Consider the following 14,776-nt stretch of genomic DNA (forward strand, 5'->3'; position numbering starts at 1 on the left):
GGCGGACACGGATTTTGTGTCCACCAATGATCCCCTGTGGGAGCGAGCCTGCTCGCGATAGCGTCCGCTCACACAACCCAGTATGTCCTCCTGCCTTGATCCCTCTCCCGCTCAGGCCTACTCTAGAGCCGCCGCGTCAATGCTCCACACCTCGCTGCACCGCCACTCCAGACAAGGAGGTTCCATGTTCGATGTCCACCCCCAGCTCAAGCAGCGTTTCGCTGCCTTGCGCACGGGCGCTGAGTTCTTTTCCCTGCGTTACGTGCGCGAGTCCGGCCAGCATCTGTCGGTGCGCAAGAACATTGCCGAGCCGCCCAGCCTGGGCCGTGACGAAGGGGCGATGCTGACCGTGCGGGTCGACGGTGTCGAGGCCTATGCGGCCACCAACGACCTGTCCCAGGCCGGTCTGCAAGCGGCGCTGGAGCGAGCCGAGCAACAAGCGCGCCGGCTCAAGCCACACGCCCTGCTCGACTTGCGCGAGCAAGCGGTATCCAGCGACCGCGCCGATTACTTCTCGCCTCACTTCGAACAGGCTTTCCCGTCCCTCAACGATTGCTATCAGTTATTGGGTGACGAATCCGCCGCGGTGCCCAAGGATGAGCGCCTGGTGAACTGGCAGGTCAGCATCGGCCTGACCCAGGTCGAGCAGATCTACCTCAACAGCGCCGGCGCCGAACTGCGCCAGGCCCAACGCTTTGTTTATCCGGCCCTGGATGTCACCGCCTTCGACGGCAACGACAGCCAGACTCGCACCCTGGGTCGTGAGAACTTCGGCCAGCAAGGGGGCTTTGATGTCATCCGCCGCTGCGGCCTGATCGGTGCCGCACCGAAGATCGCTGACCAGGCCCTGCAATTGCTGCTGGCGCCAAACACCCCGCAAGGCCCCCGTGACCTGCTGTTGATGCCGGACCAGATGATGCTGCAGATCCACGAGTCCATCGGTCACCCGCTGGAACTGGACCGCATCCTGGGGGACGAGCGCAATTACGCCGGCACCAGTTTCGTCACTACCGGCGACTTCGGCCACTTGCAATACGGCTCCAAGCTATTGAATGTGACCTTCGACCCGAACATTCCCGAAGAGCTGGCCAGCTACAGCCATGACGACGACGGCACCGCCGCCAGCAAAGAATTTCTGATTCGTGAAGGGCTGTTGCTACGCCCGCTGGGTGGTGCACTGTCGCAATTTCGCGCGGGCCTGACCGGCGTCGCCAACAGCCGCGCCTGTGGCTGGAATCGCCCGCCCATCGACCGCATGGCGAACCTGAACATCGAGCCCGGCGACCAATCTTTGCAGCAACTGATCCGGGGCATCGAACACGGCGTGCTGATGCGCACCAACCGTTCCTGGTCCATCGACGATGCCCGCAACAAATTCCAGTTCGGTTGCGAGTGGGGTCAACTGATCGAAAACGGCGAGCTCAAGGGCGTGGTGAAAAACCCCAACTACCGGGGCATTTCCGCGCAATTCTGGAAAAGCCTGCAGGCGGTGGGCGACGCCAGTACCGCCCAGGTCCTGGGCACGCCAAACTGTGGCAAGGGCGAACCGAACCAGGTCATCCGCGTCGGCCATGCCTCGCCGGCGTGCGTGTTCAGCAATATTGATGTGTTTGGGGGAGATGCCTGATGAGCACCGGCAACAATCAGGCCGAGGCCTTCAAGGCGTTGGTCGACTGGCTGCGCAATGCACTGCGCGAGCCCGAGCAGTTCACCCTCGGCTACGCCGCTGAATCCTCTGCTTTTGTGCGTTTCAACCATGGCAAGGTCCGCCAGGCCGGGCAGGTACAGCAGGCCAGCGTCGGCTTCAAGCTGATCAACGACGGGCGCCATGCCGACTTGCAGATCACCTTGTCCGGCGAAGTCGCAACCGACCTGCAACGCCTGGCCGAAGGCCTGCAACAGCTGCGCGAAACCCTGCCGCTGCTGCCAGCCGATCCGTACCTGCTGCTCAACCACAACCACTGGCAGAGCCACAACGTGCAGGACCATCCATTGCCGGACACCGACCGTGCCGTGGCCGAAATCACCCGCGCCGCCGACGGTCTGGACTTGGTCGGCTTCTATGCCGCCGGCCCCATCAGCCGGGGTTTCGCCAGCTCTTCGGGCGCGTTCGGCTGGCACCAGGCCAACAGCTTCAACTTCGATTTCAGCCTGTTCCATGAAAACGGCCAGGCGGTAAAAGCCAGCTACGCCGGGCACGAGTGGAGCCGCGAAGGCTTTGCCAGGCGCTTTGAACAGGCCCGCGAGCAGTTGGCATTTTTGGGTCGCCCCTTGCGCACACTGCCGCCTGGTGAATACCGCGCCTACCTGGCACCGGCGGCGATGGAAGAAATCATGGGCATGCTCAGTTGGGGCGGGTTCTCGGCCCGGGCGATTGCCAGCAAGCAAAGTCCGTTGCAGAAGTTCTACGCGAACGAGGCACGCCTGAGCCCCGACGTGTGGCTGAGTGAGCAGGTCAGCGGCTCTTTGAGCCCGGCGTTTTCCGACGAAGGTTATCCGCGCGATGACTTGGGGCTGATCGTCAAAGGCATGGCCGGTGCACAGTTGATCAATTCTCGTAGCGCCGCCGAACACGGGCTGAACGCCAACGGCGCCAGCAGCTACGAATACCCCACGGCGCTGGTGATGAACGAAGGTCAGCTGAAGCCGCAAGACATCCTCGAACACCTCGGCACCGGGCTGTACATCAGCAACCTCTGGTACCTGAACTACTCGGACCAACCGGCCGCGCGCCTGACCGGCATGACCCGCTTCGCCACGTTCTGGGTCGAGAACGGCCAGATTGTCGCGCCGGTCAGCACCATGCGTTTCGACGACAGTGTCTACAGCCTGCTCGGCTCACAACTCGAAGGCCTGAGCCGGGAGCGGGAACTTCTGCTGTCGGCCAGCACCTACAGCCAGCGGGCCACGGCTTCGATGCGGTTGCCGGGGGCGCTGGTCAAGCGTTTGACCTTGACGTTGTAGCCAACCAAACACAGGACCTGTGGCGAGGGGATTTATCCCCGCTGGGTTGCGAAGCGACCCCCAAAGGGTAAATGCGTTCTGCCTGACTCACCGAGGCGACAGTTCTGGGGCTGCTTCGCAGCCCAGCGGGGATAAATCCCCTCGCCACAACAGCGGCATCTGTTCCTGATCAACACTCCGTACAAGAGGCCCCATGCCCAACCGCGCACCGCTCGACGCTGTCACCGCCCGCTGGCTTCCTTGGGTCGTGGCGATTGCCTTCTTCATGCAGTCCCTGGACGGGACCATCCTCAACACCGCCCTGCCCGCCATGGCCAGCGACCTGGCGGAAAACCCGCTGCGCATGCAGGGCGTGATCATTGCCTACATGCTCACCGTGGCGCTGTTGATCCCGGCCTCGGGCTGGATCGCCGACCGTTTCGGCACCAAGAAGATTTTCTTCGGCGCGATCCTGTTGTTCAGCTTTGGCTCGTTGCTGTGCGCCTTGTCCAGTTCGTTGTCCATGCTGATCGGCGCCCGGGTGATCCAGGGCCTGGGCGGTGCGCTGATGCTGCCGGTGGGCAGGTTGGTGGTGCTACGGGCCTACCCGCGCTCGGAACTGGTGCGGATCATGGGTTTCATCACCATTCCCGGCCTGCTCGGTCCGCTGATCGGCCCGACCATGGGCGGCTGGATGGTGGAGTACCTGACCTGGCACTGGATCTTCATCATCAACCTGCCGGTGGGCGTGCTCGGTTGCTACGCGGTGTGGAAATTCATCCCGGACCTGCGCGGCAGCGAGCGTACCCGGTTCGATGGCCTGGGCTTCTTGCTGTTTGGCGCGGCGATGGTGCTGATCACCATCGCCATGGAAGGCCTGGGTGAACTGCACCTGCCGCACTTGCGCGTGATGTTGCTGCTGTTCGCCGGCATGGCCTGCCTGGCCGCTTATTGGCTACGGGCCGGGCGCATCGAAAACCCGCTGTTCGCACCCTCGCTGTTCAAGACCCGGACCTTCGCCGTGGGGATTCTTGGCAATCTGTTCGCGCGCCTGGGCAGCGGCGCCCTGCCGTTCCTGGTGCCGTTGTTGCTGCAAGTGGCCCTGGGCTATTCACCGTCCCAGGCCGGGATGAGCATGTTGCCCCTGGCCGCGGCCGCGATGGTCGCTAAATCGGTGGCCCGACCGTTGATCGAACGTTTCGGCTACCGCAGCGTATTGACCGGCAACACCCTGGCCCTGGGCCTGATGCTGGCGAGCATGGGGCTGGTCAGCGAACAGACGCCGTACTGGTTGCTGCTGGCGCAACTGGCGGTGCTGGGAGCAATCAACTCGTTGCAGTTCACCGCGATGAACACCGTGACTCTGATCGACCTGGACGACGCCAGCGCCAGCAGCGGTAACAGCCTGCTGTCGGTGGTGGCGCAACTGTCCCTGAGCCTGGGCGTGGCCTGCGCCGGCGCCCTGCTCGGCGGCTTTACCGCCCAGGTCGGCAACGACGGGGTGGACACCGTGCTCGGCGCGTTCCAGCTGACGTTCCTGACGGTGGGCATCATGGCGATGCTGGCGGCGACGATTTTTTCGCAGCTGTCGAAAGAGGATGGGCGGCGGGCCAAACGGCCGGATGAGCATATCGAGCATTAGATAGGACTCAGGTGAAGTAGAGGAGCTTTTGTGGCGAGGGGATTTATCCCCGCTGGGTTGCGCAGCAGCCCCAAAAAGGCTGAATGCGTTCTCCTTGATCCACCAAGGTGACCATCCTAGGGCTGCTTCGCAGCCCAGCGGGGATAAATCCCCTCGCCACAATAAATCCCCGCCACATGTTCTGCGGTTTGGCCCTCACAGCTCGTCCAGAACTTTCGAGAAAAGTGGTATGAGGCTGCTACACTGCGCGACATTTTGTTTTGCAGGCCAGTCCCGTGACCACCATTGCCACCGCTTTTAATACTTTGCCGCTGTCCGCCGCCATGCTGGCTAACCTCGAATCCCTCGGTTACGCCCAGATGACGCCGATCCAGGCGCAGAGCTTGCCGGTGATCCTCAAGGGCATGGACCTGATCGCCCAGGCCAAGACCGGCAGCGGCAAGACCGCGGCCTTCGGCATCGGCCTGCTGAACCCAATCAACCCGCGCTTCTTCGGCTGCCAGGCACTGGTGATCTGCCCGACTCGCGAGCTGGCCGATCAGGTTGCCAAGGAAATCCGTCGCCTGGCCCGCGCCGAAGACAACATCAAGGTCCTGACCCTGTGTGGCGGCGTGTCGTTTGGTCCACAGATCGCGTCCCTCGAGCATGGCGCCCACATCATCGTCGGTACGCCCGGGCGCATCCAACAGCACCTGCGCAAGAGCTCGCTGGTGCTGGATGGCCTCAACACGCTGATCCTCGATGAAGCCGATCGCATGCTCGACATGGGCTTCTACGACGCCATCGAAGACATCATCCAGCAGACCCCGGAACGCCGTCAGACGTTGCTGTTCTCCGCCACCTACCCGGTGGGTATCAAGCAACTGTCGTCCAAATTCATGCGCAACCCGCAGCAGGTCAAAGCCGAAGCGTTTCACTCCGACGCGCAGATCGAGCAGCGTTTCTACGAAATCTCCCCCGAGGAACGCATGGACGCTGTGGTCAAGGTGCTGGCGCATTTCCGTCCGGCTTCCTGCGTGGCGTTCTGCTTCACCAAACAGCAGGTCCAGGAAACCGTCGACCATCTGACATCCAAAGGTATCTCGGCGGTCGGCCTGCATGGCGACCTGGAACAGCGCGACCGCGACCAGGTGCTGGCGATGTTCGCCAACCGCAGCACCTCGGTGCTGGTGGCCACTGATGTAGCGGCCCGAGGCCTGGACATCGATGCGCTGGACATGGTGATCAACGTCGAACTGGCCCGCGACTCGGAAATTCACATTCACCGCGTCGGCCGTACCGGACGTGCGGGTGAAAAAGGCATCGCCATCAGCCTGGTGGCGCCGTCCGAAGCCCACCGCGCCCAGGCGATCGAGCAGTTGCAGAAGTCGCCACTGAGCTGGGACCAACTGGACAACCTCAAACCCCAGGGCGGTGGCCCGCTGCTGCCGGCCATGAGCACCCTGTGTATTGGTGCCGGGCGCAAAGACAAAGTCCGCCCCGGCGACATCCTCGGCGCCCTGACCGGCGACGCCGGCATCCCCGGTGCCCAGGTCGGCAAGATCGCGATTTTCGATTTCCAGGCCTACGTCGCCGTGGAGCGCGCAATCGCCAAGCAGGCGCTGCAGCGCCTGAACGATGGCAAGATCAAGGGCCGCTCGTTGCGGGTGCGGATTCTGTAAAACGATCTTTAATCCAAAGAAGATCCCTTGTGGGAGCGGGCTGTGTGGGAGCAAAGCTTGCTCGCGATCCAGGCGCTGCGGTCCTCAAGAGACCACGGCGCTTTCATCGCGGGCAAGCTTTGCTCCCACACAGCCCGCTTCCACAGTGGTTTCGGTGAAATTAGAATTTTGTGAGAGGACACCGTTTTGCGCTCTACCGAAGTCGTGATCATTGGCGCTGGTGCCGCGGGGTTGATGTGCGCGCTGACCGCTGCAGGGCGCGGGCGGCAGGTGATGTTGCTGGACCACGCCAACAAGGCCGGCAAGAAAATCCTCATGTCCGGCGGTGGCCGTTGCAATTTCACCAATATGTACACCGAACCGGGCAATTTCCTCTCGCAGAACCCGCATTTCTGCAAGTCAGCCCTGGCCCGTTACACCCAGTGGGATTTCATCGCCCTGGTGGCCAAGCACGGCGTGCCCTATCACGAGAAGAAACTCGGCCAATTGTTCTGTGATAACAAGTCCAGCGACATCCTCGGCCTGCTGCTGGACGAATGCGACCAGGCCGGCGTCAACCTGCACCTGGACACCTCGATCGAGCACATTGAGAAAACCGAGAGCGGCTACCTGCTGCAAACCACCCTCGGGGCCATCACCTGCCAATCCTTAGTGATAGCAACGGGCGGGCTCTCGATCCCGACCCTGGGCGCGACCGGTTTCGGTTACCAGGTGGCCAAACAGTTCGGCCATCAACTGCTGCCGACTCGCGCCGGGCTGGTGCCGTTCACCATCACCGACCAGCTCAAGGCGTTGTGCACCGAACTTTCGGGCACTTCAGTGGATTGCCTGGTGAGCTGCAACGACGAGCGTTTTCGCGAGAACATCCTGTTTACCCACCGCGGCCTCAGCGGCCCGGCGATCCTGCAGATTTCCTCGTTCTGGGAACCGGGGGACACGGTGCAGATCAACCTGCTGCCGGATCATGACGTGCCGAGCTGGCTGCAACAGCAACAGGCCGAACGCCCCAACAGTGAACTGAAGACCCTGCTGGGCGAATTGTTCACCAAGAAAATGGCCACCCTGCTGGCCGACACCTGGTTTGTCTCCAAACCCATGAAGCAATACACCCACGCCGAACTGGCAGACATTGCCGAGAAACTGTCGAGCTGGAATGTCGTCCCCGCCGGCACCGAAGGCTACCGCACCGCCGAAGTGACCCTGGGCGGTGTCGATACGCGGGAAGTTTCCTCCAAGACCATGGAATCGTTGAAAAGCCCCGGGCTCTACTTCATTGGCGAAGTACTGGACGTCACCGGACACCTGGGCGGCTTCAACTTCCAATGGGCCTGGGCGTCGGGGTATGCGGCGGCGCAGTACGTCTAACCCGACACGATTGGAATGTGGGCAATAACCCTGTGGGAGCGGGCTGTGTGGGAGCAAAGCTTGCCCGCGATGAAAACGCCGCGGTCTCTTGAGGACCGCAGCGCCTGGATCGCGAGCAAGCTTTGCTCCCACACAGCCTGCACACAGTGGGTTGGTGGCGGACATCGGAACACTTTTTGCTGCCGGATGTGATCAGCGCCATTGCGTCGGCGTCATTACTGCCTCAATTTAACGTCATTGTCCGTCAGGCCCGTGCACTTCATGTCATCGACCTCGTTTAGTCAGTCTCTGCGTCGCCTTTGGGCGTTGGATAAATTCAGTTATAGCGTGCGGGTGTTCATCGCCCTGACCGGCAGCATGGCGCTGTGTTGGTATCTGGATGAAATGGCGCTGCTGATCCCGCTGTTCCTGGGCATCATCGCCAGCGCCCTGGCGGAGACCGATGACAGCTGGCAAGGCCGCCTCAACGCGCTGGCCGTGACCCTGGTGTGCTTTACCGTCGCGGCGCTGTCGGTGGAGTTGCTGTTCCCTTATCCCGTGCTATTCATCGTTGCCCTGGCGCTGGCCAGCTTCGCACTGACCATGCTTGGCGCCCTGGGCGAGCGCTATGGCGCAATTGCTTCGGCCACGTTGATTCTCTCGGTCTACACCATGATCGGCGTGGACCAGCGCGGTGGCGCGGTCACCGATTTCTGGCACGAACCTTTGTTGCTGGTGGCCGGTGCGGCTTGGTACGGCCTGCTCTCGGTACTGTGGCAGGCGCTGTTTTCCAACCAGCCGGTGCAGCAAAGCCTGGCGCGGCTGTTTCGCGAACTGGGACGTTACCTGAAGCTTAAATCGTCGCTCTTCGAGCCGATCCGGCAGCTGGATGTCGAAGCCCGCCGCCTGGAGCTGGCCCAGCAGAATGGCCGGGTGGTCGCCGCGCTTAACGCGGCGAAGGAAATCATCCTGCACCGTGTAGGCAACGGGCGACCGGGTTCGAAAGTCAGCCGTTACCTGAAGCTGTACTTCCTCGCCCAGGATATCCACGAGCGCGCCAGCTCCTCCCACTATCCCTATAACGCATTGGCCGAGGCGTTCTTCCACAGCGACGTGCTGTTCCGCTGCCAACGCTTGCTGCGCCAGCAAGGCAAGGCCTGCCAGGCGCTGGCCGAGTCGCTCCAGCTGCGCCAGCCATTCGTCTATGACGCCAGCTTCGCCGAGGCGCTGAATGACTTGCATGCCTCCCTTGAGCACCTGCGGATCCAGAGCAACCCGGCCTGGCGCGGGTTGCTGCGTTCACTGCGGGCATTGTCGGCGAACCTTGGCACCATGGACCGTCTGCTCAGCGACGCGAGCAACCCCGACGCCCTGGCCGACGCCACCGACAGCAGCCTGCTGGATCGCTCACCGCACAACCTGAAAGACGTATGGGTGCGCTTGCGCACGCAGCTCACGCCCACCTCGCTGCTGTTCCGTCATGCTCTGCGCCTGCCGCTGGCGCTGAGCGTGGGTTACGCCATGGTGCATCTGATCCACCCGTCCCAGGGTTACTGGATCATCCTCACCACGCTGTTCGTGTGCCAACCCAATTACGGCGCCACCCGACGCAAGCTCGGTCAACGGATCATCGGCACCGCCATCGGCCTGACGGTGGCCTGGGCGCTGTTCGATCTGTTCCCCAACCCGCTGGTGCAATCGTGTTTCGCCATCGCCGCCGGGGTGGTGTTCTTTACCAACCGCACGACCCGCTACACCCTGGCGACCGCCGCGATCACGATCATGGTGCTGTTCTGCTTCAACCAGGTGGGCGACGGCTACGGACTACTGCTGCCACGACTGTTCGATACCCTGCTCGGCAGCGTGATCGCGGGCCTTGCGGTATTCCTGTTCCTGCCAGACTGGCAAGGCCGCCGGCTGAACAAGGTGTTGGCCAACACGCTGACCTGCAACAGCATTTACCTGCGCCAGATCATGCAGCAATACGCCGCCGGCAAGCGCGACGACCTGGCCTATCGCCTGGCCCGACGCAACGCCCACAACGCCGACGCCGCGTTGTCCACCACCCTGGCGAACATGTTGATGGAACCGGGGCATTTCCGTAAGGAAGCCGATGTCGGGTTCCGTTTCCTGGTGCTGTCCCACACCCTGCTCAGTTACTTGTCAGGCCTGGGCGCCCATCGGGAAACCCAGTTGCCCGCAGACGTGCGCGAACACCTGATCAACGGCGCGGGGGTGAAACTGGCAGCGAGCATCGACGAAATCGCCCAGGGTCTGGCGAGCAAACAACCGATAGCGGTCCAAAGCGACGAGGAAGAAACCTTGGCCAATGAGCTTGAGCAAATGCCCGATGAAATCGACGAGGGCCAGCGGCTGGTACAGACGCAACTGGGGTTGATCTGCCGTCAGTTGGGGCCGCTACGCACGTTGGCAGCGCATCTGGTCAAGGACACCAGCGAGGCTTGAGGAGTGTGCTGCTCGCACCACAGCCATCGCGAGCAGGCTCGCTCCCACAGTTTGATCTATAGCGGACACTTAAATTTTGTACACCGAGATCCACTGTGGGAGCGAGCCTGCTCGCGATAGCGCCAGTCCAGGCACCGCAAGATCACATCCCGTGCGCCTTCAATAACCGCGCATAACTGCCATCGGCCTTCATCGCCGCAATCTCCCGATCGAACCCCGCCACAATCTGCTCATGCTGCGGGTTCTTCAGGCTGACCAGAATGTGCAGGCTGTTTTCACTCAGTGGCTTGGGCATGAACTCCACGGCGTTGCGCACCTTGGCGGATTCACGAGACAGGTAATAACGGGCGACGAACTCATCTTCCAGGGTCAGCTTCACCCGGTCGGCGGCGAGCATGCGCACGGCCATCGCGAAGTTATGCACAGGGACTTTCTGCAGTTGCTGATCCTCATCGAACGCCTTGGAGTAGGCATATCCGCGTACCACGGCGATGGGATAGGTATGCAACTGCTGTAGGTTCTCGAACTGAATCGGTGCGTCCTTGCGCTTGATGAAGCGCACGCGATTAAGCAGGTACTCAGCCGAGAACCGACCCACATGAGTACGTTCTTCGCTGTACCAGGCATTGATCAGCACGTCATAACGACCTTCACCGATACCCAGCATCGCCCGGGCCCAGGGCACCTGCTCAAAATCACTGGCATAACCGGCCCGCGCCAGAGCGGTACTGACGATATCGGTCGCCAGGCCACCATTGACCAGCGTGGTATCGGTAAAAGGCGGCCAGCCATCGGCCACCAGACGCAACTTTTGCGCGCACGCGTTGTGGCTCAGCAACAGCAACCCAACCAAAGCAAGAGCTCGATGCAATCGCGGCATGCCAAACATCCTTGACGGGTTCAAAGCCCGGTTTGTTTTTAGCCGAAACTCATGAGATGTCGTCAGACATCCGGTCCTAACATTAGCTCAGTGGAACCGCTGCGCAGCGTTGAACCGAAGATTACACAAAGAAGACCGCGCCGCGACAATTCGATGATGGCATTTTGGCCTTTGTCACAGTTTTTTACAGTTGTTCAAGAAAGAGACTTCCACAGCCAGCCCGCTTAATATCGGCATCAGGTTCTTCAGGAAATTCAAAAAATGGATATCGATTGGGTCTGCAAACATCACAGTGACCTGAGCAAGGAACAGCTGTACGCCGTCCTCAAATTGCGCGCCGAAGTGTTCGTCGTGGAGCAGAATTGCCCCTATCTGGACGTAGACGGACTGGACCTGGAAGGCGATACCTGCCACCTGATGGCCTGGCAGGACAATCGTCTGGTGGCTTACCTTCGCCTGCTCGATCCGCACTCGCAAAACAGTGACGTGGTCATCGGGCGCGTGCTCATCGCCGCCGAAGCGCGGGGACAGGGGCTGGGCCATAAGCTAATGGAACAGGGCCTCAAGCAGGCCGAGCGGCACTGGCCCGGGACATCGATCTCACTGTCGGCACAAGCGCATCTGCAGGGGTATTACTCGCGGTACGGGTTTGGAGTGGTGGGTATCGAGTATATGGAGGACGGGATTCCACACATTGGCATGCATCGGCCTTGATGCCCTCTTCGCGAGCAGGCTCGCTCCCAAATTGATCGGCTGTGGACATATGATTTATGTACCACTGAGATCCACTGTGGGAGCGAGCCTGCTCGCGATAACGCCTACCCAGACACCGCCAATGTTCAGGGATACTCCAACACCGCTTTAATGCGCTGCAAATTCCCCTCGATCCAGCGCCGATCAATCGCCCCCCAATCACGTATCCGATAATGCCCGGCATGGTTACGCGCGCCCTCTTGCTGCTCGAATTCACACACAATATCCAGGTCCGCCAGCGCTGCAACGGTGTCCTGGGCGGTGCGCCGCGGCATGCCGGTGACTTCGGTGAGCGTGGGGATGTTGCTGGCCACACCGCTATCAATCAGGTACGCCACATACAAACGACGATAGAAGCTGCTTTTGGTCTTGCTGACGTCCATTCGGTCATTCCTTGGGTGGTTGCAGATCGCGCCAGGTCAGGTACACCCGCAAGTCGAACTCCAACTGGTGATACCCCGGCAGCATGTGCTCGCAGAGTTGGTAGAACGCTTTGTTGTGGTCCGACTCCTTGAAGTGGGCCAGTTCGTGCACCACGATCATTTTCAAAAACTCAGGCGCCGCGTCCTTGAACAGCGCAGCGATACGAATTTCTTTCTTGGCCTTGAGCTTGCCGCCCTGCACCCGTGAAATCGCAGTGTGCAGGCCGAGTGCACGGTGGGTCAGGTCCAGGCGATTGTCGAACAGCACCTTGTCGATAGCGGGCGCGTTACGCAGGTATTGCTGCTTGAGATCCAGCGCATAACCGTACAGGGCTTTGTCGCTCTGGACCGAATGCCGGTCGGGATAGCGCTGCTGCAAGTAGTCGCCCAGTCGATCCTGGGCAATCAATTGCTGCACTTGGGCTTGCAGGGCGGCGGGGTAAGCCTGGAGGTATTTGAGCGCGATCATCGACGGCAACACAGTCACAAAAGGCGCCAGTGTAGCGAATTCAGACCTGCATCGCGCTCCAGTCGAATGGCCGGGCAAAGGCATCGGTGTCTTCGGCCATCAAGGGGCGCGCTACCAGGAACCCCTGCACATATTCACAGCCGTGAGCCTTGAGCCACTGATATTGCTCAGGTGTCTCTACGCCCTCGGCAATCACCCGCAAACCCAACTGTCTGCACAAATCGATGACCGACGCGGCCATTGCCGCATCCCGGGGCGAATCCGGCAGACGGGCGATCAAGTGTCGGTCAAGCTTGAGGGTATCGAGTTCCAGGTCCCGCAAATGCGCCAGCGAGCAGGGGCCGGAACCGAAATCATCCAACGCCACCCGCACCCCCAGGTTACGCAGCAGCCGCAGTTGCTTATGAGTTTCGTCGGGGTTGCGCATCAACGCATCTTCGGTCACCTCGACCTCCAACTGCCGGGGTTTGAGCGCATGTCGCTCCAGGACCTGGCGCAACTCGGTCACCAGGTTAGGCAAACCAAACTGGGTGCTGCTCAGGCTCACCCCCAGCACCAGATCATCAGCGAACAACCGCTCCCAGACTTTACGCTGAGCCGCGCTGCGATGATAAATCCAGCTCCCCAACCGGCTGATCAATCGGGCCTCTTCCAGCAATGGCAGGAACAGGCCCGGCGGCACATCACCCACGCTGGGATGCTGCCAGCGCAACAGCGCCTCAAACCCGCGAATCCGCCCGTCGCCGACCCCCACCTGTGGTTGGTAGACCATATTGAAATCGCGGTTTTCGATGGCCGAGCGCACACTTTCTTCGAGCATCAGCCGTGAACGGGCTCGACCGTTCATTTCGTGATCGTAAAAACGGTACTGCTGACGCCCGGCGCGCTTGGCCTCGTACATGGCGATGTCGGACGCGCGCAGCAGCCCGTCGAGATTGGCGCCGCAGTCGGGGTACGTCGCAATGCCGATGCTGGCTCCCAGCATTACGTCCATGCCCTCGATCTGTTGGCAGATAGAGACCCGTTCGATGAGTTTTTCGGCAATCTTGGCCGCTTGCTCCGGCACTTCCAGATCCAGCAGGGCGGTGAACTCATCGCCGCCAAGACGGGCCAGAATGTCGAACGGGCGCAGGCACGCCTTCAGTTGTTCCGACACCCAGCGCAACACGCGGTCACCGGCATCATGGCCCAACGAATCATTGACCCGCTTGAAGCCATCAAGATCCAGGTACAGCAACACCCAGTTGCTTTCCAGCCGCTCGCTGCGCATCAGCAGGTTTTCGGCGGTCTGATAAAACCCCCTGCGATTGAGCAAACCGGTCAGCGGGTCTGTGACGGCCTGGTATTCAAGCTGTTGGTGCAAGTGACGCACCACCGACATGTCCTGAAGCGTTACCACCATGGCCTTCTGCTCGGCAGGCAGCGGCGCACAAGACAAGGCCACTGACACCTGCTGGCCCGGCGCGGTGCGCAAGACCGCATCGTGCAGGCGCCAGGTTTGCCCACGGCAATAGGCGACATGGATATCGGAGTCGACCCACTCGGGGATGTGGGGCTTTTGCAGGAAATCCAGGAGCGGCATTCCCTGCAACTGCTCGGCGGTGGCATTGAGCAGCCGGCAGGTGGACGGGTTCGCAAAGCGGATACAACCGCTTTCATCCACCACGAGGATGCCTTCGGCGGCGTTATCCAGCACCGAGGCGTTGAAGGCCCTGGCCGCTTCCAGATCCTGGCTCAGGCGCTGCAAGGCCCGGCGATTGCGCTGATGTTCGAGCAGCGCATGAACCTTGGGTTTGAGAATCTGCGGATCGAAAGGTTTGAACAGGTAATCCACGGCGCCGCTGGCGTAACCCTTGATCACCGCATCCTGGGATTGCTCGTTGGCGGTCAGGAAAATGATCGGGGTCAACCGTGTGCGCTGGCTGCCACGCATCAGACGCGCCACTTCAAAACCGTCCATGTCGGGCATCTGCACATCCAGCAGAACCAGATCAATGTCATGTTCGAGTAGAAGGTTAAGGGCCTCGACACCTGAGGACGCGGTCATCACCTTCCAATCCTGACGCTGCAACAACGCTCGCATGCTGAGCAAGTTTTCAGGGTAATCATCAACTATCAAAAGGACGGAACTGTCTTCGCCAAGCGTTGGTTGCACGCATTCCATGCTGCTTCTCTTATCGGGCGCCACGTCCGTCT

The 14,776-nt window shown here is 61.1% G+C and carries 11 protein-coding genes; 7 read left to right on the forward strand and 4 right to left on the reverse strand.

Annotated elements, in window-relative coordinates; all coding sequences use genetic code 11:
• The first annotated feature begins 184 nt into the window (after positions 1-184).
• The 6 genes from PSH57_RS26745 to yccS all read left to right on the forward strand — a co-directional run bounded on the left by PSH57_RS26745 (position 185) and on the right by yccS (position 10,056).
• Positions 185-1,627, forward strand: coding sequence for a TldD/PmbA family protein (locus PSH57_RS26745; RefSeq protein ID WP_305386449.1), 1,443 nt, complete (start codon positions 185-187; stop codon positions 1,625-1,627).
• Positions 1,627-2,964 (forward strand): TldD/PmbA family protein, encoded by a 1,338-nt coding sequence (locus PSH57_RS26750; protein ID WP_305386451.1) that lies wholly within the window; start codon positions 1,627-1,629, stop codon positions 2,962-2,964. Before PSH57_RS26745 ends, PSH57_RS26750 begins: the two co-directional genes overlap by 1 nt.
• Before the next feature lie 193 nt (positions 2,965-3,157).
• The gene (gene mdtD, locus PSH57_RS26755; protein ID WP_305386453.1) at positions 3,158-4,585 is read left to right on the forward strand and encodes a multidrug transporter subunit MdtD; all 1,428 of its coding nucleotides are present in this window, start codon (positions 3,158-3,160) and stop codon (positions 4,583-4,585) included.
• A gap of 323 nt (positions 4,586-4,908) precedes the next feature.
• The gene (dbpA, locus tag PSH57_RS26760) at positions 4,909-6,246 is read left to right on the forward strand and encodes an ATP-dependent RNA helicase DbpA (RefSeq protein WP_305390484.1); all 1,338 of its coding nucleotides are present in this window, start codon (positions 4,909-4,911) and stop codon (positions 6,244-6,246) included.
• 186 nt (positions 6,247-6,432) lie between these two features.
• Positions 6,433-7,611 (forward strand): BaiN/RdsA family NAD(P)/FAD-dependent oxidoreductase, encoded by a 1,179-nt coding sequence (locus tag PSH57_RS26765; protein WP_305386456.1) that lies wholly within the window; start codon positions 6,433-6,435, stop codon positions 7,609-7,611.
• Positions 7,612-7,872: 261 nt separating this feature from the next.
• Complete coding sequence (yccS, locus tag PSH57_RS26770) at positions 7,873-10,056, forward strand: YccS family putative transporter (protein ID WP_305386459.1); 2,184 nt, start codon at positions 7,873-7,875, stop codon at positions 10,054-10,056.
• A gap of 142 nt (positions 10,057-10,198) precedes the next feature.
• Here yccS and PSH57_RS26775 read toward each other — a convergent pair whose 3' ends face one another.
• Entirely contained in the window at positions 10,199-10,936 is a 738-nt protein-coding gene (locus tag PSH57_RS26775) for a substrate-binding periplasmic protein (protein WP_305386461.1), read from the reverse strand.
• 261 nt (positions 10,937-11,197) lie between these two features.
• Between PSH57_RS26775 and PSH57_RS26780 the strand changes: the two genes are divergently transcribed.
• Positions 11,198-11,650, forward strand: a complete 453-nt coding sequence (locus PSH57_RS26780) for a GNAT family N-acetyltransferase (protein ID WP_305386463.1) — start codon at positions 11,198-11,200, stop codon at positions 11,648-11,650.
• Between the two features lie 125 nt (positions 11,651-11,775).
• Here PSH57_RS26780 and PSH57_RS26785 read toward each other — a convergent pair whose 3' ends face one another.
• The 3 genes from PSH57_RS26785 to PSH57_RS26795 are packed head-to-tail and all read right to left on the reverse strand — an operon-like array spanning position 11,776 to position 14,744.
• Entirely contained in the window at positions 11,776-12,072 is a 297-nt protein-coding gene (locus tag PSH57_RS26785) for a winged helix-turn-helix domain-containing protein (RefSeq protein ID WP_305386465.1), read from the reverse strand.
• A gap of 4 nt (positions 12,073-12,076) precedes the next feature.
• A complete protein-coding gene (locus PSH57_RS26790) occupies positions 12,077-12,580 on the reverse strand; it encodes a M48 metallopeptidase family protein (RefSeq protein ID WP_047230503.1) in 504 nt (167 codons plus the stop codon).
• A gap of 40 nt (positions 12,581-12,620) precedes the next feature.
• Positions 12,621-14,744: a putative bifunctional diguanylate cyclase/phosphodiesterase gene (locus PSH57_RS26795; RefSeq protein ID WP_305386468.1), complete on the reverse strand. Its 2,124-nt coding sequence runs from the start codon at positions 14,742-14,744 to the stop codon at positions 12,621-12,623.
• Positions 14,745-14,776 lie beyond the last annotated feature (32 nt).

Source organism: Pseudomonas hefeiensis (assembly GCF_030687835.1).
Lineage (GTDB): Bacteria > Pseudomonadota > Gammaproteobacteria > Pseudomonadales > Pseudomonadaceae > Aquipseudomonas > Aquipseudomonas hefeiensis.

Coding starts and splice junctions, on each gene's coding strand:
- PSH57_RS26745 (WP_305386449.1), top strand. CDS start 185: ATGTTCGATGTCCACCCCCAGCTCAAGCAGCGTTTCGCTGCCTTGCGC.
- PSH57_RS26750 (WP_305386451.1), top strand. CDS start 1,627: ATGAGCACCGGCAACAATCAGGCCGAGGCCTTCAAGGCGTTGGTCGAC.
- mdtD (WP_305386453.1), top strand. CDS start 3,158: ATGCCCAACCGCGCACCGCTCGACGCTGTCACCGCCCGCTGGCTTCCT.
- dbpA (WP_305390484.1), top strand. CDS start 4,909: ATGCTGGCTAACCTCGAATCCCTCGGTTACGCCCAGATGACGCCGATC.
- yccS (WP_305386459.1), top strand. CDS start 7,873: ATGTCATCGACCTCGTTTAGTCAGTCTCTGCGTCGCCTTTGGGCGTTG.
- PSH57_RS26775 (WP_305386461.1), bottom strand. CDS start 10,936: ATGCCGCGATTGCATCGAGCTCTTGCTTTGGTTGGGTTGCTGTTGCTG.
- PSH57_RS26780 (WP_305386463.1), top strand. CDS start 11,198: ATGGATATCGATTGGGTCTGCAAACATCACAGTGACCTGAGCAAGGAA.
- PSH57_RS26785 (WP_305386465.1), bottom strand. CDS start 12,072: ATGGACGTCAGCAAGACCAAAAGCAGCTTCTATCGTCGTTTGTATGTG.
- PSH57_RS26790 (WP_047230503.1), bottom strand. CDS start 12,580: ATGATCGCGCTCAAATACCTCCAGGCTTACCCCGCCGCCCTGCAAGCC.
- PSH57_RS26795 (WP_305386468.1), bottom strand. CDS start 14,744: ATGGAATGCGTGCAACCAACGCTTGGCGAAGACAGTTCCGTCCTTTTG.